A 19,153-nucleotide genomic window follows, 5' to 3' on the forward strand; every position below is an offset into this window, starting at 1 on the left:
GAGCCGGTCGCGATCAATGATGCTAATCGTCTGCGGGGTCTCAGAAAGTGTCAAAGGCAGCTTGGTGCCCACGCCCACACCTTCGGCGAACGCGGCCGTGACGATGATCTCGTCGGTTTTCGAGTCCGTCTCTTCCGCCCGCGCGGTTCCGGCGGTGACCCAGCCAATGGCGAGGCAAGCCACGCCCGCGGTCAATCGCACGATAATCTTCCGATCCACTCTTTGCCCCATCTTCGCTAATCACTCGCAATAGCGGAGCGAATAGGAGCTGAGTGGCGATCTGTCTTTCCGATCGCCGGACGGAAATTTCAGATTCCGGGCGGCTCGAGACCGGAACGGTTAAGGGTGCTCGGCAGGATACCGAAACGCTGTCGGAAGGCCGTGGTGAAATGCGGCAGCGTATAGCCGACCTGTTCCGCCGTCAGCGTGACGCTAAGCCCGGATTCGAGCAGCCGCCATGCCTCGCGCAGCCGAGCCTCGCGCAGATATTCCCCGATGCTTTGACCGAAGAGGCGCCGGAACCCGGCCGTCATCCGACGTACGTTCATGCCACAGTCGCGGGCCAGGCGATCCAGCCCCGGCATGTTGGCGGGGTCGCGGTTCAGGCGATCGCGTAATTCGTGCAGCCGCCTGACTTCGAGCGGCGATGCCAGACTTACCGAACTGTTGGTGGATGGCCGCGCCAGCGTGTCGAGCGCCAGCGCTGCCAGTTCGAGCGCCTTGCCGGCNGCGGCGATGCCAGACTTACCGAACTGTTGGTGGATGGCCGCGCCAGCGTGTCGAGCGCCAGCGCTGCCAGTTCGAGCGCCTTGCCGGCCAGGTGTAGCCGCCGGGCCACGCCCACATAGGGCGCGTTCAGAATTTGCTCCGCAATAGCCTGCATCGCGACGGGGCACGTCGCTCGATGATGGGCCATGCCCTCCGGCAGAAGAGCATCGGCATCACCAAGCAACTCGTCGGCAGCCTCTGCGTCCAGATGCAGGGTCAGATATTGCAGCGAGCTGAGGCTGGCGAAGCGATGGTGAAGCTGCCATTCGTGACGGCTGACAAACAAGTTCACGCTCGGACCGGACTCGCTGGCGTGTGTCTGACCAGCGATTCCCACTTCGATCGCCCCTTTGAGCAATAAAGCCAGCTTGATCCCCGGGCGCAAATTCTCGATCGCCTCGGCTTCTTCCCTGAAGCTGCGGGAACCCGCGCCCACCGACAGCCCTCGCGCCGCATTGCACGACCAGAATGTCGGTGTGAGTGAACCCGCTTGCACAGTGTCATGAAACCCCTTGCAACGCCTCCATGTATACTATTGCGAATTAATCGCAATAGTATACTCAACGACAGTCGAAGCTTCTGCCGGCAAGGTCAGCGCGTGGAGATGTGCTGGCGAACGAACGATACACGCTCAGAAACGCTGGCAAGGGGTAACGGCACGAGATCGTATCCCAGGGCGGCATATGTCTTTGTCATCACCTGATGCGTTGCTCTCGCCTCCGCCATGCTTTGCTTTCGTTCAGCATCTTGGATGAAAATCTCCGGCCAATGGGGGGCGATGAATACGGTACGGTTATACCGGAAAAGCTCAGCAGCCCGGCGAATGTGGGGCGGCGCATCGAGTCCGCAAAGGGACAGATATCCTAACACATCGGGAATGCCTCGATCGCACAGCACAGGACCGGCCAGCTTGCTTGCTTCGCGATAGGATCTCAGATCCCAGGTCAGCATGAGTTCCGCGAACGCCTGCCGGTCGAGCCATGGTAATGCGTTGCCGCCAGTAGCGACCTGATCCTGGATGATTGCGCGGCCTGCTTCCGGCGTGTGCCGGAAACCCTCCAGAGCAAGAGCCTCGATGAGAGAGGTCTTTCCCGATCCCGGTCCTCCGGTAATGACGAACAGGTGATCCGCATGTTCCGGGGATCGATCGAAGCTCTTGCCGATTGTTGGCCGGGGAACCGACATCCTCACGCCGCGGTCGGGGAACGAAGATGGTTGAACATATGCGGCACATAGTCGGCCTTGCCGATCTCGATCCCCCGGCTTCTGAGGATCGCGTAAGCGGTTACGACGTGAAAGTAGAATTGGGGCAGCGCCCAGTCCCTGACATAGTCCTGGCCGGTCATATCGAACGTTGGACCGCCCGGCAGTTCAAGGATCACTCGCCTATCCTCGGTTCCGTCAAAAGCGTCTGGCTCAAGGCTGCCGAGAAACGATAGGGCGTCACCGATGCGGGTTTGCGCTTCGACCATCGATCCTGGTTCTTCACCGGCCGCATGCCCTTCCTGTCCGAGTTGCTCCAGAGCTTGCGGCAATAGTTGACCTTTGAGGCGGAATACGGCTTCCTGCGCCTGCAGACAGGCGAACCGCACCTGCGCTGACAGGGGGAGCATGTCGGGCGCGAGGCGTTGGGCAAGGAGCGCTTCGGCTTCTGACTCCGACGATTGCTGGCGCGCCTTTTCCAGCAATCCTGCGAGCGTTTGCAACATATGCGTATATGTCGGCACGAGAAGATCGGTCGGGGACATGGAAGCTCCTGTAGATGCAAGGAAGCAAGGATGATCGCGTCTAGCACCGACGGGATACAGCGGGCTTTTCTGATCGCATGGCCGGAACTCGCGGGCCAGGCCATTCAGGTCGCGGATCGTCACAGACAAGGTTCATCCCCGCGCCCTCGGTGGCCCGGACGGGAAGTGCGGTCGCGTCGAATCCGTCGAGGCAGAAGATGTTGACCCCGAAGTGATCGGGCGCCGCGCGCTTGCGGTGGAAGACGTAGATGCCGCAACGCCGGCAGAAATAATGTTTCGCGCGGCCGCTGTTCCATACGTAGAGCGAGAGCAGTTGCTCTCCCTGTTCGATATGCAGCGCTACTTCGGGCACTTTCACCATCAATGCGTTGCGCTTCACGCATAATGAGCAATCGCATGTCGTCAATTCGATCGGATCGCTGTCCAGGGTGAAGCGGACCCCGCCGCAGTGGCAGGAACCGGGATGACGGCTTACCATCGGCTCGCTTCTTCCGCGCCGAATGGGTCGAGCATCCTAGCGCCTGAACCGACGCCGGCCGTCTCGTGCTGCGCTGCCGCCAATATGGCCGGTTCGATCACCCGCAGCGCATGATCGACATAGAAGCTCTTCTCGCCCACCGGAGCGACATAATGCATCGCTTCGTGCGTGATGTCGATCGACGCGCCGCGCGCGATGATCCACGCGGCGAGATAAGGCGCGGCAAGGCAGCCGCCCGCTGTCGCGACATTGCCATGAGCGGCGAACGGCGCGTCGATAACGTTGACGCCCGCCTCCACGACACACGGCTTCGTCGTCAGGTCGGTGCAGGCCGGCAGGTCGCCGATCAGACCGAGCCTGGCCAACAGCAACGTGCCGGAACATTGCGCGGCGATCAGCTGACGGGTGGGATAGAGCTGCAGGCGAGCCAGCAAGGCGGTGTCCTCGGCAATCTCGCGCGTCCGAATACCGCTGCCGATCAGCACTGCATCCGCCTCACAGGCAAATTCCAGCGGGCGCTGGCGCTGCACGGTCACGCCATTCATGGACGTGACCTGTTTTGACGGGGCAGTGATATGGGCCTGCCAGCCTCGCGGCCGGAGACGGTTGAGGATGGCAGCGCCAATGAAGGAATCGAGTTCATTGAAGCCGTCGAAGGTCAGGACCGCGATTTGCATCAACTGGCACTCCGGCCGCTAAAGAGCGTACGGGTGGCACCGGCAACCCATATCTGTCCGGCATCATCCTGTTCGACGTGGATGCGACCGCTCCTTCCCAGCCGCGTGCCTTGTGCTGCAATGTAGGCATCGTTCACGCGGCCGCTCGCGAACAGCCATTGGCCGAGCGCGGCGTTGAGGCTGCCCGTCACCGGGTCCTCGATCAGCGCGCCATGGGCGTCGCTGAAAAAGGCGCGGACCTCGAATGCTGCGTCACCGCCTGCCGCATAGGGGCCGAGAATGCCGATATCGATTCGCTGGCTCTGATTCCTTTTCGGTTCCACCGCCAGCACGGCATCGGCCGATTCCAGCATCACCGCGATCCAGCCGGGACCATTATCCGCCCACGTCGCACCCATGATTGCGCCACGCTCGATACGCAAAACCTCCGCCACCCGGGCGATGTCTGCTTCCGTGGGAGTGCCGCCGCGCAGCAGGGGCGGCGCAGCGAAGGCAAGGCGTTCGCCGTCGTTCCGGATCTTCACCAGACCTGCGCCGCATTCCTGCACGATCATGTTCCGATCCCTCGGTTGTCCGCCCGCCTCCATCCAAGCATGAGCGCTGCCCAGCGTCGGATGTCCGGCGAAGGTCAGTTCATGCGCAAGCGTGAAGATGCGCACCCTGTAGTCCGCTCCAGGGTCGGTCGGCGGCAGAAGGAAGGTAGTCTCCGACAGGTTCAGCCAGCGGGTGATGGCCTGCATCTCCTCGGTCGAGAGAGCTTCGGCATCGGACAGCACGGCGACTGGGTTGCCGGTAAAAGGGTCGACGCCGAACACGTCGACGAGGTGGAAGGGATTGTTCACGCTGTAACTCCTGTTGCGCAGACGGCTTTTCTAACTGGCGGCACCGGCATCGACAGGCACGGATCGATACGATATCGTCAAACTGTACTGGTCATGAAAGCAGGACGGTGGCGGCAAACCCCAATGAAACGCGGACAGGACGTATCGTCCGCCATATTCGCGACCGGATCGAAGCCCGCACGCTGACGCCCGGCGCGCGGCTGCCATCCATCCGCGCGATGGCGGACACGATGAGCGTCGCGCGCTCGACCGTGGTCGAAGCTTATGAGCGTCTTGCAAGCGAGGGTATGATCCGCTCGCGGCCCGGATCGGGCTTTTATGTCGCGGCTCCGCTGGCTCCGCTGACGCTTGAACGGTTGACGCAAACCGCCGAGCGGGAGGTCGATCCGTTATGGATGCTCCGTCAGTCGCTGGGGGAACGGCGCGCGGAACGGATGCCGGGGTGCGGCTGGTTGCCGGATGACTGGCTCGCAGGCGAGGCGCTGCGCAAGGCCATGCGCGCAATGGCGCGTACAAAGGATGCGGGCGCTCTCGCGAGCTATGCCTCGCCGTTCGGTTCACCTGCGCTGCGCTCGCTGCTCGCTCGCCGCCTCGCCGAACAGGGCGTGGCGGCCTCGCCCGACCAAATTCTTCTCACCGACAGCGGCACCCACGCGCTCGATCTGGTCTGCCGCTTCCTTCTCCAGCCCGGTGACACGGTGCTGGTCGATGATCCATGCTACTTCAATTTCCTTGCCTTGCTGCGAGCGCATCGGGCCAAGGTAATCGGTGTGCCGATGACGCCCAGCGGCCCCGATCTCGCCGCGTTCGCGGAGGTGGCCGTCACGCACAGGCCGCGCCTGTATCTGACCAATTCGGCCGTCCATAATCCGACGGGTGCGATGCTTTCCGCACCTGCGGCGCATCGGCTGCTCCGCATCGCCGAAGCCCATGACATGGTCATCGTCGAGGACGATATTTTCGCCGATTTCGAGCATGTCCCGGCTCCGCGCCTCGCCGCCTTCGACGGGCTGGAAAGAGTGATCCGGATCGGCAGCTTTTCCAAGTCCCTGTCCGCAGCCGTGAGATGCGGCAACATTGCCGCGCGCGGCGACTGGATCGAGGCACTGGCCGATCTGCGCATCGCGACCTCCATGGCTGGTAGCCCCTTGTCGGCAGGCTTGCTCCACACGGTCCTGACGGATGGAAGTTATCGCAGGCACCTTGAATCCGTCCGCTCCCGCCTTGCCCGCGCCATGCCGCGCGTGGCGAAGCGGCTGCGCGACCTCGGTATTGAGCCTTGGGCTGAACCGGGTGCGGGCATTTTTCTGTGGGCACGATTACCGGATGGCGTCGATGCGGTCGCTCTCGCCCGCTCTGCGTTGGCCAAGCAGATCGTCCTTGCACCGGGTGCGGTGTTCAGCGCCAGTGGCGGCTGGCGCGATCATATGCGCTTCAACGTGGCGATGAGCGATGATGATCGCCTGTTCGGTTATTTACGTATGGTGCTACAGTAGGGATTTGCGAGATTTCGGCCGCACACTACAGTCACTTCCATATGTCAGGCTACGATAAGACGCTGCTGACATCGTTGACGCCCTTGCAGCATCGCAGGGCATTTCGAAGGCTGATGCGAAGAAATCTCTCGATACCGTCCTCAGCCTTATCGGCGATGCGCTGGTGAAGGGCGACGAGGTCTCCTTGAACGGCTTTGGCAAGTTCCGCGCAAAGGACAGCGCCGCCCGTGAAGGCCGCAATCCTCAGACCGGCGAGACGATCGTGATCCGCGCTTCCAAGCGCGTTGGCTTCACCGCCGCGAAGGCCCTGAAGGACAAGGTCAACGGATGAACGGGCAGGCAGCAATGACCGACAACCACAACGTCGATGAGTCCACATTGCTGTCGCTCACCGCAGAGATCGTGGCCGCCCACCTCGGCGCCAACCAGGTCACGGCCGCCGACGTTCCGCAGCTGATCGCATCCGTTCATGGCGCCCTCGCTGGCCTGGGCGCGCCCGATACCACGGAGCCTGCGCCGCAACCCGCTGTCTCGGTGCGCGCGTCGGTCAAGTCTGACCATCTGGTCTGCCTGGAGGATGGCAGGAAGCTGAAGACGCTCCGGCGTCACCTCATGACCGCCTATGGCATGACGCCGGACCAGTATCGCGCAAAGTGGAACCTGCCTGCGGACTACCCAATGGTGGCGCCGGCTTACTCAGCTAGGCGCAGCGAACTCGCCAAGGCGGGCGGCCTCGGAAGACGGAAGGGCGCTGCGCCTGCCCACAACCAGATCGCGAAAGACCAGGCTCTGATTTCAGCAAGCAGCGAGGAAAAAACACCGCGCCGCACCCGGCGGAAGCTGGGGATTGCCGTTTCGTAATCTCTGAGTGCCGAAAGCGGTTGGATCGCCGTTCGATCAGCTCAATGCCTCACCCTCAAGATAGCCCTTCCGAGTGTTGCGGTGGGCGTCTCTTGACCCTGAACAACTCAATTAAAGCGCATCCCGAACAATCCGCCGGAATCGGTCGCATCGGTGAGCTTCACGTCAATGACATGCGCGCTGACATCGAAGCCTTCCCGGAAGCCGTCCCTTGGCAACGCGTCCGAGTTCATCGTCACGATGTATTGAAAACCGACACTCGCTGCGTGATCCGCGCCCAATTGCAGCGCCTTCGCCACCTGGCGTTCATCAACACCGTCGAAAAGATGGCTGTCATGCACTAGGAAGCCAGGACCGATACCTCGACGCGCGGCGAGTTCGGCAATCATCAGATCAAAGCAGAATATCTGCATGTTCGTGATGCCCTTACTGCGCTGCCCGTCGATACGAACATCGACTTGGGGGCCGTTGGTGGTTGCGCTGATCGTGAGGCTTCCTGCTTTCTCGTAGAGAGCGTTCGAGAGGTCCTCGAAAACGAGGATGGCCTCTTCAATCAGGCTTTCGCGCTCATGGTGATCGTCCTGGAGCGTCTTGAGCAGCCGGGCGCGCTCGATGTCGAGTTCGGCCTTGGTGCTCTCGATCTCCTCCGCAGTCTTCAGCCGCTGCCGCAGACCCTCGGCATCCGCTTCGGCTCGGCCAGCTTCCTGCTGGAGGAGTGCATAGTGCTCCAGCGCACCGCCAGATTGCAAAATGCCCATCAGTTCGCGGCGTCGCTGGTCCAAGCTCTCGCGGGTCCGATCCCGCTTGCTGATGCGATCTTCGGCAGCCTGTACTTCCGAAGTCAGATGTGAGCGGCGGTTCTGCACGATCGCCTGATGGAATTCTTCCACCTCTTCGAACCGCTTTCCGACCGAACCCGGCAGAACCACGCCTGCCTCACGATAAAGCCGATCGAGGCTGGTAGAAGCCGGCGGAGCCTCGCTGTCGATCGCAGCCTGCAACTGAAGGATTAGCTCTCGGTCGGCGGTATTGTCATCGTTCAGAGTGGAAATCTCGCGTGTTATCCGCGAGGCCTCCTTTTCCATCTCGGTATACTCGGGAACGACGGTGAAAGTGCTGACCTGATCCCGCAGACGCCGGGCGCGTGCCTCCGCAACGGTCATTTTCGTCCGCAAGTCGGCAGCGGTACCAAAATAACGGCCCAGCCCGCCGTCCTTCGCTGCCTTCCGCAACTCGCCCATCGCGCGCTCGCGCGTCCGAACTTCCTGAAATTGCTGCGGGACGGCCGCATCCAGGCCCAGCAGGAAGCTGATGGCGACCTGCTGGTCCCATCCTTGCTGCTTGGATGATTGCTGGGTTGGCGACAGGAAACCATCGCTGTTCTGTCGGCGCACGAAATAGGAAAACAGGGAACGAAACGAGGGCCGGTAACGGACGTTCTCGTCTCCATCGGAATCGGCGTTTAGGCCGAACATCAACGCCCCGAGGACACTCCGCCAGTTCTCGTTGCTGATGATCTGGTCGCCAGTTTTCACGTCCAGCGACGGCGGGATGGGCCAGCTTGCAGCGTCGCCCTGGATCACGACGCGCGATGGCTTGGCTCCGGAGCGGGCCACGTCGACGAGGGTGGTGCCAACGTCGACCCTCGCCTCGAATGTGTGCCCCACCAAAGCACTGGATCGAAAGATGCTGTCCTTCCCGGCATTCGCCCCGAACAGAAAGTGGATCAGCTCGACGAGACTGGTCTTGCCCGCTCCGTTGCGCGATTGCCGATCAGTCGCCCCGGCGCTCTTGTCCGCGAGCAGGATATTAAGGCCGGGACGGAAGGTTAGGCTCTTGAACGTCGGAAGATCACTGCTGAGGCCGTGGATCATGACGCGGTCTTCTGGAGCAGGCCGCGATCGAAATGCACGGCTTTCACCATGAACAGCAGATCGAGAGCCAGCACGAACCAGTCATAGCTGATCGGTGCGGACACCGCCCGATCGGCCCGCGCCGACCTGATCTCATCCCACAACCGCGACACTGTCATCGGCTCGCGCAGACAGCCAAGTACGTCGGCGCCAACCGCGAGAAGCGCCCGATCCGGACGGATATGTTTGGTCGGCAGTATCATGTCACATCGACTCGAATCACATCCTCGAAAATGTCGCAACGCTCAAAAAAATAGGACAGCACGGCAAGAACCGCGCCTTGCCGGGCCGGTTCTCCCGTCATCCCGCCGGCAAACGCTTGAAGCTCGCCGAAGATTTCGTCTGCCGGCAAGCCGGCACCCTTGAGCGCCTGATAGCGCAGTCGGAAGCCCTGCGCGATCTCTTCTCCAAAATCAGGGTCGGGCCATGCCGCGAAGAACGCCTCGACCAGTTGTTCCCGCCGCCGGCCCTGCCGGAGCAGCCCGGCAGCATCCTGCGACAACGCATTGTAATCGAGTTTGGCAGCCGACGGAGCGGCCAGCGGTGGATGGGTGTCTGGCTCCTTGCGTTGAATTGCGAGCAGGACCGGCCGCAAAGCAGCAAAGTCTAGTCGTTCCAACGTCCGATCTGACGGGACAGCTCCGAAAAGATCTTCGAGCTGGTGAAGGGCCAAGCTCATCACGATGGCACGCAATTCCGCTTCGCCGCAGACCGCGAGGACCACGTTCGGGTTCGCCGTCCCTAAATCGGCCAGTTTCTGGACCGCTTGAGCAGCAAGGCCCCGCTGATCGTTGTGGACGAACTCCCACCGCTGCATCCTCGCAGCCCAGTGCTGAATGGCGCCATTGAAGTCTTCGTCAATCTTCGCGAGGAGTGGATCGACTCTCATGGCATCCGGCGCGTAGCTGTAGCGGCTCGCAATGATGATCGCCCGGAACTGCAATATAGGGCGGTTTTCGGCTCGCATTGCGTGAGACGGATCGATGCGGGGAACGCACGCTCCGTGAGACAGAAACCACATTCGGTGCGACCGACGCGCAATGCTGATCCGTTGGCTTACGGACGGCAAAAAGCGGTGGTTAGCGCCCGGGCAGCTTTCCGAGCCGGCATGGTCGAATACCGCCGCCCTCCGAGGGTCATAACCGTTCGGTTCTGACACTTGAAACAGCAGCTGCCCTAGCGCGGACTGAGCTATGAAGCACCAGGTCCAAACCGGTTCAGAGGCACCTTGAGAAACGCCGTCCCACACTTGTCCGCATCCGGCAGCCGGCCGCCACGTATGTTCACCTGAAGCGCGGCGAGCATCAGGTCGGGTAGTGGGAGCGATGCGTCGCGTTTCTCGCGGGTCGCGACGAACTCGGCTTCGTCGATGCCATCGTGAACATGGATGTTGTCGCGACGCTGATCGGCGACGGTCGAGCGACCAAGTACGTCCCTGCCATCCTTGCCATAGTCATGCCCAACATAGGTTGCGGTTTCGGGTGGCAGATCGAGGATGGCGCGGATCGAGCACCACAGCGAATGAGCATCACCACCCGGGAAGTCCGCTCGGCTTGTGCCACTATCGGGAACCATCAGCGTATCGTGAACGAACGCGGCGTCACCGACGACATAAGTGATCGAGGCAAGCGTATGGCCCGGCGACAGCATGACATGAGCATCGAGCGTGCCGATCCGGAAACGCTCGCCATCCGCAAACAACCGGTCCCACTGGCTGCCGTCGACGGCGAGATCGGGCAGGCAGTAGATGTCCCGCCACAGCTTTTGCACTTCCACGACCTTGTTGCCGATCGCGGTTTTGCCACTGGTCTTGCCGGCGAGGTACGGAACGGCCGAAAAATGATCGGCGTGTGGGTGGGTGTCGAGCACCCATTCGACGGTCAGCCCCTTCTCGCGCACATAGTCGAGGATAAGATCGGCGTTGCGGGTCGCGGTCGCGCCAGCGCGCGGGTCAAAATCCAGGACTGGATCGATGATCGCGGCCGTCTTCGTAGTGTCGTCGACGACAACATATTGGAAGCTACCAGTGCGTTCGTCATGGAGCGACGCAACGGTCATACCATCGTGCTTATACTCAATCATGTTTTCATCCTTTCGCTCTGTTAGCTTTCTGCCCGCGCCCGCGCGAACAACCGCTCGAAATCACCCGGATCGATCGCGCCCATCACCAGCATGCGTCCGGCAAGAAAGCCCGGGGTGCCGGCCAAGCCGATCGAATAGGCCTCTTGGCCGTTCGCACGCAGGCGCGCCGCGACAGCCTGTGCATGCGAAGCAAGCCACGTCGTTGCGCTCAGCCAGTCACCGCCAGCGCCGATTACGACGTCCCGCAGCATGTCGTCGTCAATCGTACGGTTGTCGGCCATCAGCTGGCGATGGACGACCGGGTAGATGCCCTGTTCGGCACAGCTGAGCGCAACGCTCGCGGCACGTTCAGACGGTGGACCGAAGATCGGCCAATCCTTGTAGATGACCCTAACTTTGCCATCGCGTCGCACGGCCTCTTCCAACGCGGGGAAGGCGTGACGGCAGGCCGGGCAACGATAATCGGTGAAGACGGCAAGCCGCAGCGTCGCATCGGCAGGACCGTGTTCAGGCGAACTGCCGCCTGCCAGGATCAGGTCGGCGGTTGGACCAACGTCACGCCCAATCGGGGCGGTGCGTCGCAGTACCTGTCCGACCGCCCAGCCCCCCACGACTACAGCGCCGAGCCCGACTGCCTGCCTCCGATTGAGTGGCCCCGGCACGCTCAACGCCCTGCGGGCTTGCTGCGCGCCGTTGCGACGAGGCGGCGCAGTGTTGGTAGATCGACCGCGCCGGCCACGACCTGCGAGCCGACGATCAGCGCCGGGGTCCCGTTAAATCCGATCGCCTCGGCAATGCCATTGGTGCGCGTCAGCAGCGCATCGATCTCCGCGCCACGCGTCTTCAGGTCACGTTGCAGACGCGGCCAATCCACCTTGGCTTTCACAGCAGCTGCCCTGATAGCGGCGCTGTCGAGCCGCGCCGGTGAGGCAAGCAGCGCTCCATGGAAGGCGGCATGCCTGCCTTGCCACTGGCTCGCGACGGCCGCCCGGGACGCCTCGCGGGAGGCGGGTCCGAATATCGGCCAGTCCCGATACACGATCCGCACCTTCGGGTCGGAGCGAAGCAGCGCGTTCAGCACCGGCTCCATGCGACGGCAATAGGGGCAGTTGTAGTCGAAGAACTCGACAACGGTGACGTCATAGGCTGTGCCGGCCCGCTTGGGGGCTACGGGATCGTCGATGACTGCCTTGCGCGACAAATCAGGCTGCTGCTGCCCGACCGCAGGTGTCATCGGCACGGCAAAAGCAAGCGCGGCTAGAATGCCGGGAAAGAGAAGGTTGCGGCGGTTCATCGATGTTTCCTTGCCTTATCAATTCCATCGGCGAGCGCGGCGCGCGACAACTCTCCGAGCTGGAGCTGCACGATCGTGCCATCCGCGGCGACGAAGGCGGTTGCGGGATAGCCGGCGACCTCGAAGGCTCGGGAAAGCCTACGGTCGGGATCAAGCGCGACGTTGCCAGCACCGATGCCTTCGCGGGTAAGGAACCGGGTAACGGTCGCCGGCGCCTCACCCTGATCGGCGAGCAGAATCGGCACCTCTCCACGGCGCGACGCAGCAGCATCGAGCATTGGCAGCTCGCGCCGGCATGGGCCGCACCATGTCGCCCACAGATTGACCACGAAGGGACGACCCCGGAATCGATCAAGCGGGAGCGGAGCGCCGGATGGCGTCGTTAAGGCGAGATGATAGGGAAAGGGGCCGTAGGTCACGGGCGGGATCAGCGCCTGAAGCGTGAACCAGAGGCCGCCAGCTACGGCAAGCGCTGCCCAGCCTATCGCCAGAGCGCGCGTTCGGCCGAGCCGGAACGCCAGCGTTACCGCAGCGCCGGCGAGGCCGGCGACGGCCGAGAAGCCTCCCTGCCATATAGCTAGGATGGAGAGTGGAGCATCGGCGTAGCTCGCCCAATGCGTCGCGACATAGCCGATCCGGGCCGTCACCAGCCCGACGACAATAGCACTGGTCGCGACCATCGACACTCGCGGGAAGCGGAACCGTCCCGCCAGCGCCGTCAAACCGAGGAACACGGCGACGCACAGAACCGCCAATCCGCGATCGACCGCCATCATCAGCGGCCCGATGGCAATTGCGCTGCCCATCACAGAAACGCGCCTGCGCCCTTCCAGAGCATATAGGCTGCGACCACGAAGATCAGCGTTGCGAAGACCGTGGTGAGTGTACTGCCCGTGCCCAGACGCTTAGCGATCCGCGTGCCGATCAACCCGCCGATAACCCCACCGCCGATGAAGGCGAAGGCGAGCGGCCAATCCACAAGCCCGGAGAACGCGTAGTTGGCAGCGGTCGTCAGCCCGAACGCGGTGACGGCGATCAGCGACGTGCCGACGGCGTTGAGGATCGGCATGCCCGTCGATCCGATCAGTCCGGGAACGATCAGGAAGCCACCACCGATGCCGAAGAAGCCCGAAAACAGTCCGGTGCCGAGGCCATAACCCAGCACCTTGGGCGCCTTCTCCCGGTTGCATTCTGCACCGGGATTACCAACGTCACCCCGCCCGCGCAGCATTACAACGCCGACGACGATCATGACGAGCGCGAACAGAAAGAGGAGCTTGCCGCCATCGACGGCCTTGCCCGCGGTGGATCCGAGCAGCGCACCGATGACGCCGGCAGTCGCATACATGCCGCCGCACCGCCATTTGACGGTATGTGCCTTGGCATGACCGATCAGACCGGTCGCGGCATTGGCCGCCACGGCAAACGCGCTCGTACCGATGGCGAGGTGCGCGTCGGGAACGCGCACCAGATACACCATGAGCGGCACGGCGAGGATCGAGCCACCGCCACCAACGAGCCCGAGGGTGAAACCGATCAGGCTGCCGGACAAGGCGCCAAGCAGATACTGGATTGGTTCGAGGATCATGCCGCCTTGCCGATCTCGTGTGGAGCGGCCATCCACTCGCGGCCTTTCAGCATGCCCTGCCAGTAGATCGGGGGCAGCATGCGCTCCTTCAGGAACCAGGCGGCGCGCGTCGGACGCGTTCCGTCCAGCAGCCAGGATGGGAAGCTGGGCAGCAGCTTTCCGCCATAGCCGAACTCGGCGAGGACGATCTTACCGCGTTCGACCGTGAGCGGGCATGAGCCGTAACCATTATAGTCGGCAACGGGGGGTCTGCCGTCGAGCGCGGCCAGCGCGTTGACCGCGACCACGGGCGCCTGGACGCGAGCAGCAGCGGCGGTCTTGGCATTGCTGGTGCCAGCGGCATCGCCAAGGCCAAAGATGTTTTCAAATCGCTTGTGCCGCAGCGTAGTCTCGTCGACCTCGACGAAGCCGCTCGCAGCCGCGAGCGGGCTATTGGCAACGACGGCATGCGACACTTGGGGCGGAACGACGTGGAGCATGTCAAACGGGCGTTCGATCCGCTCGGAGACGCCGTCCTGCTTGCGCTCGAACGTGGCGACACGACGATCGGCGTCGACTGCGACCAGGTTGGACTCAAGCCTGAGATCGATGCCGTACTTCTCGACATATTCCATCAGCGCCGGGACGTAGGTCGGGACCCCGAACAGGGCTGCGCCGGCATTATGGAACTCGACGTCGATAGCCGGGAGAACGCCGCTATCGCGCCAGATGTCGCAGGAGAGATACATTGCTTTCTGCGGTGCGCCGGCGCACTTGATCGGCATGGGTGGCTGCGAGAACAGCGCCCGCCCCTGCCGCAATTCCTTGACGAGCTGGTAGGTGTAGGGTGCCAGATCGTAGCGATAGTTGGAGGTGACGCCGTTGCGGCCGAGAGCCTCAGGCAGCCCTTCGATCTTCTCCCACGCCAGGCGCAGCCCGGGCGCGACGACCAGAACGCGATAGGTCAATGTGTCACCGTATTCGAGCTCGACCGTGTTACGGTCGGGGTCGATGGCAACGGCGGGCAACCGTACCCACTTAACGCCCTTTGGCATTATGTCGGATTCGGCCTTGCGCGTCTGTTCGGGAGTGAAGACGCCGGCCCCCACCATCGTCCAGCCGGGCTGGTAATAATGGTCGGTCGCCGGATCGACGACCGCGATCGTCACTTTGGCGTTGCGCTTCAGAATGCTGGAAGCGGTCGCGATGCCGGCGGCACCGCCCCCGATGATGACGATGTCGTAGGTCATTGATCAGCCCTTTCGGAACGGCGCTTCAGCGCAGGCGTGAGATCGGCAAGGTCGTACCCGGCTGCCTTTGCTTGGTCGACGATCGTCGCCGGGTCGGCGCGATCGGCCTCGGCCAACGCCCACAAGGTCGCCGCGCGCGTCCCGCTACGGCAGAAGCCGAGCGTCGGCTGTGGCAGCGTGGCTAGCGCCTCCTTCATGCGATCCGCATCGGCGTCAGTCGCCTTGCCCGGTACGATAGGGACATGGGCAAACGCGAGACCGTGGTCGCCTGCCATTCGGGCCATTTCTTCCGCGCTTGGCTGGCCCGCCTCCTCGCCGTCCGGGCGGCTTGAGATGATCGAGCGATATCCTGCCTTCGCGGCAGCGGCGAGGTCGTCTTGCGTCAGCTGGGGGGCGGCAGAGAAGGACGAGGTGATCTGCTTGAAAGCCATGTGATGTCTCCTGTCTGATCAGGCCGAACGGCGGGAAGTGAATGCAAAGCGGTGGACGGCAACGCCGAGGGCCATTGCAGCGATGAAGACCAGTGCCGGCAGAGGCTGGATCGCCAGTGCGGCAATGGCGGGACCTGGGCACAATCCGACGATGCCCCAGCCTATGCCGAACAAGGCCGCACCGCCGATGAGGCGCCGGTCGATCGGCGAGGTGGCGGGCGTGTGGAATTGTTCGGCCGCGATCGGGGTCGAGCGACGCCGCACGACGAACCAGGCTATCGCCATCGGCAGGATCGCGCCTGCCATGACGAACGCCAAGGTCGGGTCCCACGCGCCGGTGACATCGAGGAACGCGCGCACCCGCGCCGGATCGATCATTCCGGAGATGGCAAGGCCGGCGCCGAACAGCGTCCCGCTAGCGAGTGAAATGAGGTTCTGGCGCATCACAGTATCACCCCGGACAGACGCATGATCGTGACCGTGACGACGCCGGTCGCCATGAACGTGACGGTCGCGGCGATGGACCGGGGCGACAGGCGGGACAGGCCGCATACGCCGTGACCACTGGTGCACCCGGACCCAAGCCGCGTTCCGATACCGACGACTAGACCGGCGACGGCGATCAGCGAAAGCGATGCCGGAAAGCTGGCTTTCACGCCCAAACTGGCCGCAGCAATACCCGCGCCCAAGGGCAGACCCGCGGTAAAGAGCAGCGCGAGGGCCCATGGTGGGCCTCCAGCGGAAAGACCAAAAACCCTCGCGAACATGCCACTGACTCCGGCGATGCGGCCGTTGCCGAGCAGCATGATCGCCGCGGCGACACCGATCATCAGCCCGCCGATGAAGCCTTCGAGCGGCATGGCATGGGGAAAGCCTGGCATCACAGCGCATCCAGCGGAATTTTGAGGTAGCGGGTGCCGTTGGCTTCCGGCTCCGGCAGATGACCACCGCGCATGTTCACCTGGATCGAGGGCAGGATGAGCTTCGGCATCGACAAGGTGGCGTCGCGACTGGTCCGCATCGCGACGAAGTCGTCTTCGCTGACCCCTTCGTGGACATGGACGTTGCCGACACGCTGCGCGCCTACAGTCGTTTCCCAGACATATTCGTCGCGGCCCACCGCCTTGTAGTCGTGGCAGAGGAACAGGCGCGTCTCGTCCGGCAGCTGCATGAGCCGGCGGATCGAGCGGAATAGCTGGCGTGCGTCGCCACCAGGGAAGTCTGCCCGCGCGGTGCCGTAATCGGGCATGAAGAGCGTATCGCCGGTGAAGACCGCGTCACCGATGGCATAGGCCATGTCCGCCGGCGTATGGCCGGGCACGTGCAGCGCAATGGCGTCGATGTTGCCGATGGCAAAGCGGTCGCCGTCCTCAAACAGCCGGTCGAACTCCGAGCCATCGCGCTCGAAGTCGGTGCCAGCGTTGAAGATTTTGCCAAATACGTTCTGGACCCGGATGATCTCACGACCGATCGCGAGCTGCCCGCCAAGCGCCTGCTGAAGATAAGGTGCCGCAGACAGGTGATCGGCATGAGCATGGGTTTCCAGCAGCCAATCGACCGTCAGTCCCTGATCCCGCACGTAAGCGATCACTGCGTCCGCCGACGCGGTTTTGGTCCGGCCAGCCGCGGCGTCAAAATCGAGGACGCTGTCGACGATCGCAGCCTTTTTCGTCGCCACGTCCCAAACGACGTAGGTCGCTGTGTTGGTAGGCTCATCAAAGAAGGACTGAACGACCGGCGATCCGGCCGCTTTTGCGCGTCTGATCTGGGCATTGGCTTCGCTCAAAACCGGGTCCATGACCATCTCCATTTAGACAACCTCACGGTTTATGTAGTTGTGTAAACGTATTGCGTCAACGGGGTGTTCGTGCCATTTGGGAGGAATGGAAATGATGGATGCGAACATGCCGCGCTCGCTGCGCATCGGGGATGCAGCCCCGAACTTCACCGCCCGCACCACTCAGGGCGAGATTGCGCTCGATCAGTATCGTGGGCGCTGGATTGTGTTTTTCTCGCACCCTGCCGACTTCACGCCGGTTTGCACGAGCGAGTTTGTGGCCTTGGCTAAAGCGGCTCCTCAATTCGAGGAGCTGGATTGCGTATTGTTGGGGCTGTCGGTCGACAGCCTCTACTCTCATGTCGCCTGGCTTCGCGCGATCCACGACGTTTTTGATGTCGAGGTGCCGTTTCCGGTGATCGAGGATCCGTCGATGGCGGTTGGGTATGCCTACGGCATGCTCGACGAGCAGGCTGGCGATGCCTCAACGGTACGTGCAACCTACTTCATTGATCCCGGAGGCATTATCCGCGCACTCAGCTGGTATCCGATGAATGTCGGGCGCTCGGTCGACGAGATGCTTCGCACGGTCAGGGCGTTGCAGCGTTCGGCCGATGGCGAGGCCTATACGCCCGCTGACTGGCAGCCGGGCGACGACGTGCTCCTGCCTCCCGCTTTGCCGGGGAACGCAGGCGCCGACTGGTTTCACCAGACGAAGGCTGACCGGTGATGGCGATCTACCAGTCCCGCGCGCTTGCCGACGTTGCAGTCGAGAAGCTGCGCGTGTTCGCGCAGCCGCAGCGCCTTATGATCCTGTCCTATCTGCTGGGTGGCGAACGGCAGGTGGCGGACATCGAGGCGGCCACGGGCGTGACCCAACCAGCGCTCAGTCAGCAGCTTGCCGAGCTGCGGCGCGCCGATCTGGTGAAGACCAGGCGTGAGGCGAAGCAGGTTCACTACCGTCTTGCCGACGATGCAGCCGCACTGTGTGTGCGAACCCTGGAGGCGATGTTCGGAGCCGACGATCTGTCGGCTCCCCAAACGGCCCCGGCCCCCCGCCCAGTGCGACCGCGCGAGACGCCGTCCGTGGTTCGACCGCAAAACATCGGTGCGGCCGTTTTTGCGAGAGTTGGCTGATCATTTCGGCTGAAGAAGGAAAAAGCGGATGCGTATGCCAATCATTGCTCTTGCAGGATGCTTGTCACTCATGAGCAGCGTCAGTGCTTCAGCCGGCGTGCCTAGGCAGGCGGTGATACCGGGATATGGCGCGATCACACCCGTCGAAGGTGCTGCGGAACGGCCCGATCGCAAGTTGCGCTATCGCGTGCTGTTCAATGTGACCAAGGCCGCGGCAACGCCGGATAAAATCAATCCATCGCTGGAGAAGGTCGCCCGCTTTTTGAACCTGCTGGGCAACGATGGCGTTCGTCCAGAACAAGGCGATGTCGTCGTGATCGTCCACGGTCCGGCGACGCCCATCGTTACCGAAGATCGCGCCTATGCGACAAAGACGGGAGTAGCTGCGAACCCCAACCTTGCCTTAATTGAGGCGTTGAAAAAGGCGGGTGTATCCGTTCGGGTATGCAGCCAGGCTCTTATTGGAAACGGGATTGACCCCGCTACGGTAGGGAAAAGTGTCGAAACCGACGTGTCTGCGCTGACAACAATGGCGACGTTGCAGCTGCGTGGTTGGGTGCTGATCCCAGACTGATCGCCGACACCTTTCCTGTTTCATCATTCCAGTCCGTAACGCTGCTGGTGTCATAACCGGTCGGTTGTGACACCAGCAGACTACCATAGCTTTCGGCAAGTTTACGGTGCCACAATCCCGCATCAGAAAGCGTCCGCTTCCAGAAGCTCTGAATGCATCGGCTAAGCCGATAGTTGGCGAATTCTGCCGACCGTGCCGACGTTGGCTCCGCAAGGAAAACGAGCGGTTTTCTCGCGGTCTGACAATGCCGGTCCCGGC

At 62.6% G+C, this 19,153-nt stretch carries 27 protein-coding genes; 6 read left to right on the forward strand and 21 right to left on the reverse strand.

Annotation, left to right across the window (positions count from 1 at the left end; all coding sequences use genetic code 11):
- From AC58EF_RS24765 to AC58EF_RS24800, 8 genes are all read right to left on the reverse strand, one after another.
- Positions 1–201 (reverse strand): hypothetical protein (locus tag AC58EF_RS24765; RefSeq protein ID WP_497279139.1); only part of this gene is annotated, 201 nt, incomplete at its 3' end.
- A 107-nt stretch (positions 202–308) separates the two neighbouring features.
- Positions 309–584, reverse strand: a complete 276-nt coding sequence (locus AC58EF_RS24770) for a helix-turn-helix transcriptional regulator (protein ID WP_497279140.1) — start codon at positions 582–584, stop codon at positions 309–311.
- Between the two features lie 71 nt (positions 585–655).
- Entirely contained in the window at positions 656–1,264 is a 609-nt protein-coding gene (locus AC58EF_RS24775; RefSeq protein WP_497279141.1) for a hypothetical protein, read from the reverse strand.
- A 95-nt stretch (positions 1,265–1,359) separates the two neighbouring features.
- Entirely contained in the window at positions 1,360–1,953 is a 594-nt protein-coding gene (locus tag AC58EF_RS24780) for an AAA family ATPase (protein ID WP_497279143.1), read from the reverse strand.
- A 2-nt stretch (positions 1,954–1,955) separates the two neighbouring features.
- Positions 1,956–2,516 carry a DUF1993 domain-containing protein gene (locus AC58EF_RS24785; protein ID WP_497279144.1) on the reverse strand — a complete coding sequence of 187 codons (561 nt, stop codon included), beginning with the start codon at positions 2,514–2,516 and terminating at the stop codon, positions 1,956–1,958.
- 40 nt (positions 2,517–2,556) lie between these two features.
- Positions 2,557–2,994 carry a GFA family protein gene (locus AC58EF_RS24790; RefSeq protein ID WP_084653076.1) on the reverse strand — a complete coding sequence of 146 codons (438 nt, stop codon included), beginning with the start codon at positions 2,992–2,994 and terminating at the stop codon, positions 2,557–2,559.
- Positions 2,988–3,671, reverse strand: coding sequence for a DJ-1/PfpI family protein (locus AC58EF_RS24795; protein WP_084653073.1), 684 nt, complete (start codon positions 3,669–3,671; stop codon positions 2,988–2,990). The genes AC58EF_RS24790 and AC58EF_RS24795 overlap by 7 nt, the downstream gene beginning before the upstream one ends.
- Entirely contained in the window at positions 3,671–4,513 is an 843-nt protein-coding gene (locus AC58EF_RS24800; RefSeq protein ID WP_070933749.1) for a PhzF family phenazine biosynthesis protein, read from the reverse strand. The genes AC58EF_RS24795 and AC58EF_RS24800 overlap by 1 nt, the downstream gene beginning before the upstream one ends.
- Before the next feature lie 107 nt (positions 4,514–4,620).
- On the opposite strand from AC58EF_RS24800, the gene AC58EF_RS24805 reads away from it, so the two are divergent.
- The 3 genes from AC58EF_RS24805 to AC58EF_RS24815 all read left to right on the forward strand — a co-directional run bounded on the left by AC58EF_RS24805 (position 4,621) and on the right by AC58EF_RS24815 (position 6,870).
- Positions 4,621–6,009 carry an aminotransferase-like domain-containing protein gene (locus AC58EF_RS24805; RefSeq protein WP_070933748.1) on the forward strand — a complete coding sequence of 463 codons (1,389 nt, stop codon included), beginning with the start codon at positions 4,621–4,623 and terminating at the stop codon, positions 6,007–6,009.
- Positions 6,010–6,079: 70 nt separating this feature from the next.
- Positions 6,080–6,340, forward strand: coding sequence for an HU family DNA-binding protein (locus AC58EF_RS24810; RefSeq protein ID WP_070933747.1), 261 nt, complete (start codon positions 6,080–6,082; stop codon positions 6,338–6,340).
- Entirely contained in the window at positions 6,337–6,870 is a 534-nt protein-coding gene (locus AC58EF_RS24815) for a Ros/MucR family transcriptional regulator (RefSeq protein ID WP_380766579.1), read from the forward strand. The genes AC58EF_RS24810 and AC58EF_RS24815 overlap by 4 nt, the downstream gene beginning before the upstream one ends.
- A 107-nt stretch (positions 6,871–6,977) precedes the next feature.
- Here the strand turns inward: AC58EF_RS24815 and AC58EF_RS24820 are convergent, their stop codons facing one another.
- The 13 genes from AC58EF_RS24820 to AC58EF_RS24880 form a co-directional block, all read right to left on the reverse strand.
- Positions 6,978–8,744, reverse strand: a complete 1,767-nt coding sequence (locus AC58EF_RS24820; protein WP_070933746.1) for an ABC-three component system protein — start codon at positions 8,742–8,744, stop codon at positions 6,978–6,980.
- Positions 8,741–8,986, reverse strand: a complete 246-nt coding sequence (locus tag AC58EF_RS24825; RefSeq protein ID WP_015460380.1) for an ABC-three component system middle component 6 — start codon at positions 8,984–8,986, stop codon at positions 8,741–8,743. The genes AC58EF_RS24820 and AC58EF_RS24825 overlap by 4 nt, the downstream gene beginning before the upstream one ends.
- Entirely contained in the window at positions 8,983–9,750 is a 768-nt protein-coding gene (locus tag AC58EF_RS24830; RefSeq protein WP_497279147.1) for an ABC-three component system protein, read from the reverse strand. Before AC58EF_RS24830 ends, AC58EF_RS24825 begins: the two co-directional genes overlap by 4 nt.
- A 224-nt stretch (positions 9,751–9,974) precedes the next feature.
- Positions 9,975–10,865 (reverse strand): MBL fold metallo-hydrolase, encoded by an 891-nt coding sequence (locus tag AC58EF_RS24835; RefSeq protein ID WP_048939560.1) that lies wholly within the window; start codon positions 10,863–10,865, stop codon positions 9,975–9,977.
- Between the two features lie 20 nt (positions 10,866–10,885).
- Positions 10,886–11,476, reverse strand: coding sequence for a DsbA family protein (locus tag AC58EF_RS24840; RefSeq protein WP_234415796.1), 591 nt, complete (start codon positions 11,474–11,476; stop codon positions 10,886–10,888).
- A gap of 53 nt (positions 11,477–11,529) precedes the next feature.
- On the reverse strand, positions 11,530–12,159 hold the full coding sequence (locus AC58EF_RS24845; RefSeq protein WP_048939562.1) for a DsbA family protein: 630 nt from the start codon (positions 12,157–12,159) through the stop codon (positions 11,530–11,532).
- Positions 12,156–12,965, reverse strand: coding sequence for a TlpA disulfide reductase family protein (locus tag AC58EF_RS24850; protein WP_048939563.1), 810 nt, complete (start codon positions 12,963–12,965; stop codon positions 12,156–12,158). The genes AC58EF_RS24845 and AC58EF_RS24850 overlap by 4 nt, the downstream gene beginning before the upstream one ends.
- A complete protein-coding gene (locus tag AC58EF_RS24855; protein ID WP_497279149.1) occupies positions 12,965–13,747 on the reverse strand; it encodes a sulfite exporter TauE/SafE family protein in 783 nt (260 codons plus the stop codon). Before AC58EF_RS24855 ends, AC58EF_RS24850 begins: the two co-directional genes overlap by 1 nt.
- Positions 13,744–14,976 carry an NAD(P)/FAD-dependent oxidoreductase gene (locus AC58EF_RS24860; RefSeq protein ID WP_070156781.1) on the reverse strand — a complete coding sequence of 411 codons (1,233 nt, stop codon included), beginning with the start codon at positions 14,974–14,976 and terminating at the stop codon, positions 13,744–13,746. Before AC58EF_RS24860 ends, AC58EF_RS24855 begins: the two co-directional genes overlap by 4 nt.
- Positions 14,973–15,407, reverse strand: coding sequence for a protein tyrosine phosphatase family protein (locus AC58EF_RS24865; RefSeq protein WP_046406874.1), 435 nt, complete (start codon positions 15,405–15,407; stop codon positions 14,973–14,975). Before AC58EF_RS24865 ends, AC58EF_RS24860 begins: the two co-directional genes overlap by 4 nt.
- 18 nt (positions 15,408–15,425) lie before the next feature.
- The gene (locus AC58EF_RS24870) at positions 15,426–15,851 is read right to left on the reverse strand and encodes a DUF6691 family protein (protein WP_008830449.1); all 426 of its coding nucleotides are present in this window, start codon (positions 15,849–15,851) and stop codon (positions 15,426–15,428) included.
- A complete protein-coding gene (locus tag AC58EF_RS24875; protein WP_240511292.1) occupies positions 15,851–16,267 on the reverse strand; it encodes a YeeE/YedE family protein in 417 nt (138 codons plus the stop codon). The genes AC58EF_RS24870 and AC58EF_RS24875 overlap by 1 nt, the downstream gene beginning before the upstream one ends.
- Before the next feature lie 20 nt (positions 16,268–16,287).
- A complete protein-coding gene (locus AC58EF_RS24880; RefSeq protein WP_048939570.1) occupies positions 16,288–17,205 on the reverse strand; it encodes an MBL fold metallo-hydrolase in 918 nt (305 codons plus the stop codon).
- A gap of 85 nt (positions 17,206–17,290) precedes the next feature.
- Here AC58EF_RS24880 and AC58EF_RS24885 point away from each other — a divergent pair, with 85 nt between their 5' ends.
- The 3 genes from AC58EF_RS24885 to AC58EF_RS24895 are packed head-to-tail and all read left to right on the forward strand — an operon-like array spanning position 17,291 to position 18,895.
- The gene (locus tag AC58EF_RS24885) at positions 17,291–17,914 is read left to right on the forward strand and encodes a peroxiredoxin (RefSeq protein ID WP_048939566.1); all 624 of its coding nucleotides are present in this window, start codon (positions 17,291–17,293) and stop codon (positions 17,912–17,914) included.
- Positions 17,914–18,321 (forward strand): ArsR/SmtB family transcription factor, encoded by a 408-nt coding sequence (locus AC58EF_RS24890; RefSeq protein ID WP_008830445.1) that lies wholly within the window; start codon positions 17,914–17,916, stop codon positions 18,319–18,321. The genes AC58EF_RS24885 and AC58EF_RS24890 overlap by 1 nt, the downstream gene beginning before the upstream one ends.
- 28 nt (positions 18,322–18,349) lie before the next feature.
- Complete coding sequence (locus AC58EF_RS24895) at positions 18,350–18,895, forward strand: DsrE family protein (protein ID WP_435593923.1); 546 nt, start codon at positions 18,350–18,352, stop codon at positions 18,893–18,895.
- The last annotated feature ends 258 nt before the right edge of the window (positions 18,896–19,153 follow it).

It is taken from the genome of Sphingobium sp. WR1, from assembly GCF_059693745.1.

Coding starts and splice junctions, on each gene's coding strand:
- AC58EF_RS24790 (WP_084653076.1), bottom strand. CDS start 2,994: ATGGTAAGCCGTCATCCCGGTTCCTGCCACTGCGGCGGGGTCCGCTTC.
- AC58EF_RS24780 (WP_497279143.1), bottom strand. CDS start 1,953: ATGTCGGTTCCCCGGCCAACAATCGGCAAGAGCTTCGATCGATCCCCG.
- AC58EF_RS24860 (WP_070156781.1), bottom strand. CDS start 14,976: ATGACCTACGACATCGTCATCATCGGGGGCGGTGCCGCCGGCATCGCG.
- AC58EF_RS24785 (WP_497279144.1), bottom strand. CDS start 2,516: ATGTCCCCGACCGATCTTCTCGTGCCGACATATACGCATATGTTGCAA.
- AC58EF_RS24795 (WP_084653073.1), bottom strand. CDS start 3,671: ATGCAAATCGCGGTCCTGACCTTCGACGGCTTCAATGAACTCGATTCC.
- AC58EF_RS24850 (WP_048939563.1), bottom strand. CDS start 12,965: ATGGGCAGCGCAATTGCCATCGGGCCGCTGATGATGGCGGTCGATCGC.
- AC58EF_RS24875 (WP_240511292.1), bottom strand. CDS start 16,267: ATGCCGCTCGAAGGCTTCATCGGCGGGCTGATGATCGGTGTCGCCGCG.
- AC58EF_RS24885 (WP_048939566.1), top strand. CDS start 17,291: ATGGAAATGATGGATGCGAACATGCCGCGCTCGCTGCGCATCGGGGAT.
- AC58EF_RS24835 (WP_048939560.1), bottom strand. CDS start 10,865: ATGATTGAGTATAAGCACGATGGTATGACCGTTGCGTCGCTCCATGAC.
- AC58EF_RS24870 (WP_008830449.1), bottom strand. CDS start 15,851: ATGCGCCAGAACCTCATTTCACTCGCTAGCGGGACGCTGTTCGGCGCC.
- AC58EF_RS24770 (WP_497279140.1), bottom strand. CDS start 584: ATGCCGGGGCTGGATCGCCTGGCCCGCGACTGTGGCATGAACGTACGT.
- AC58EF_RS24825 (WP_015460380.1), bottom strand. CDS start 8,986: ATGATACTGCCGACCAAACATATCCGTCCGGATCGGGCGCTTCTCGCG.
- AC58EF_RS24895 (WP_435593923.1), top strand. CDS start 18,350: ATGCGTATGCCAATCATTGCTCTTGCAGGATGCTTGTCACTCATGAGC.
- AC58EF_RS24855 (WP_497279149.1), bottom strand. CDS start 13,747: ATGATCCTCGAACCAATCCAGTATCTGCTTGGCGCCTTGTCCGGCAGC.
- AC58EF_RS24815 (WP_380766579.1), top strand. CDS start 6,337: ATGAACGGGCAGGCAGCAATGACCGACAACCACAACGTCGATGAGTCC.
- AC58EF_RS24865 (WP_046406874.1), bottom strand. CDS start 15,407: ATGGCTTTCAAGCAGATCACCTCGTCCTTCTCTGCCGCCCCCCAGCTG.
- AC58EF_RS24880 (WP_048939570.1), bottom strand. CDS start 17,205: ATGGACCCGGTTTTGAGCGAAGCCAATGCCCAGATCAGACGCGCAAAA.
- AC58EF_RS24830 (WP_497279147.1), bottom strand. CDS start 9,750: ATGCGAGCCGAAAACCGCCCTATATTGCAGTTCCGGGCGATCATCATT.
- AC58EF_RS24820 (WP_070933746.1), bottom strand. CDS start 8,744: ATGATCCACGGCCTCAGCAGTGATCTTCCGACGTTCAAGAGCCTAACC.
- AC58EF_RS24890 (WP_008830445.1), top strand. CDS start 17,914: ATGGCGATCTACCAGTCCCGCGCGCTTGCCGACGTTGCAGTCGAGAAG.
- AC58EF_RS24845 (WP_048939562.1), bottom strand. CDS start 12,159: ATGAACCGCCGCAACCTTCTCTTTCCCGGCATTCTAGCCGCGCTTGCT.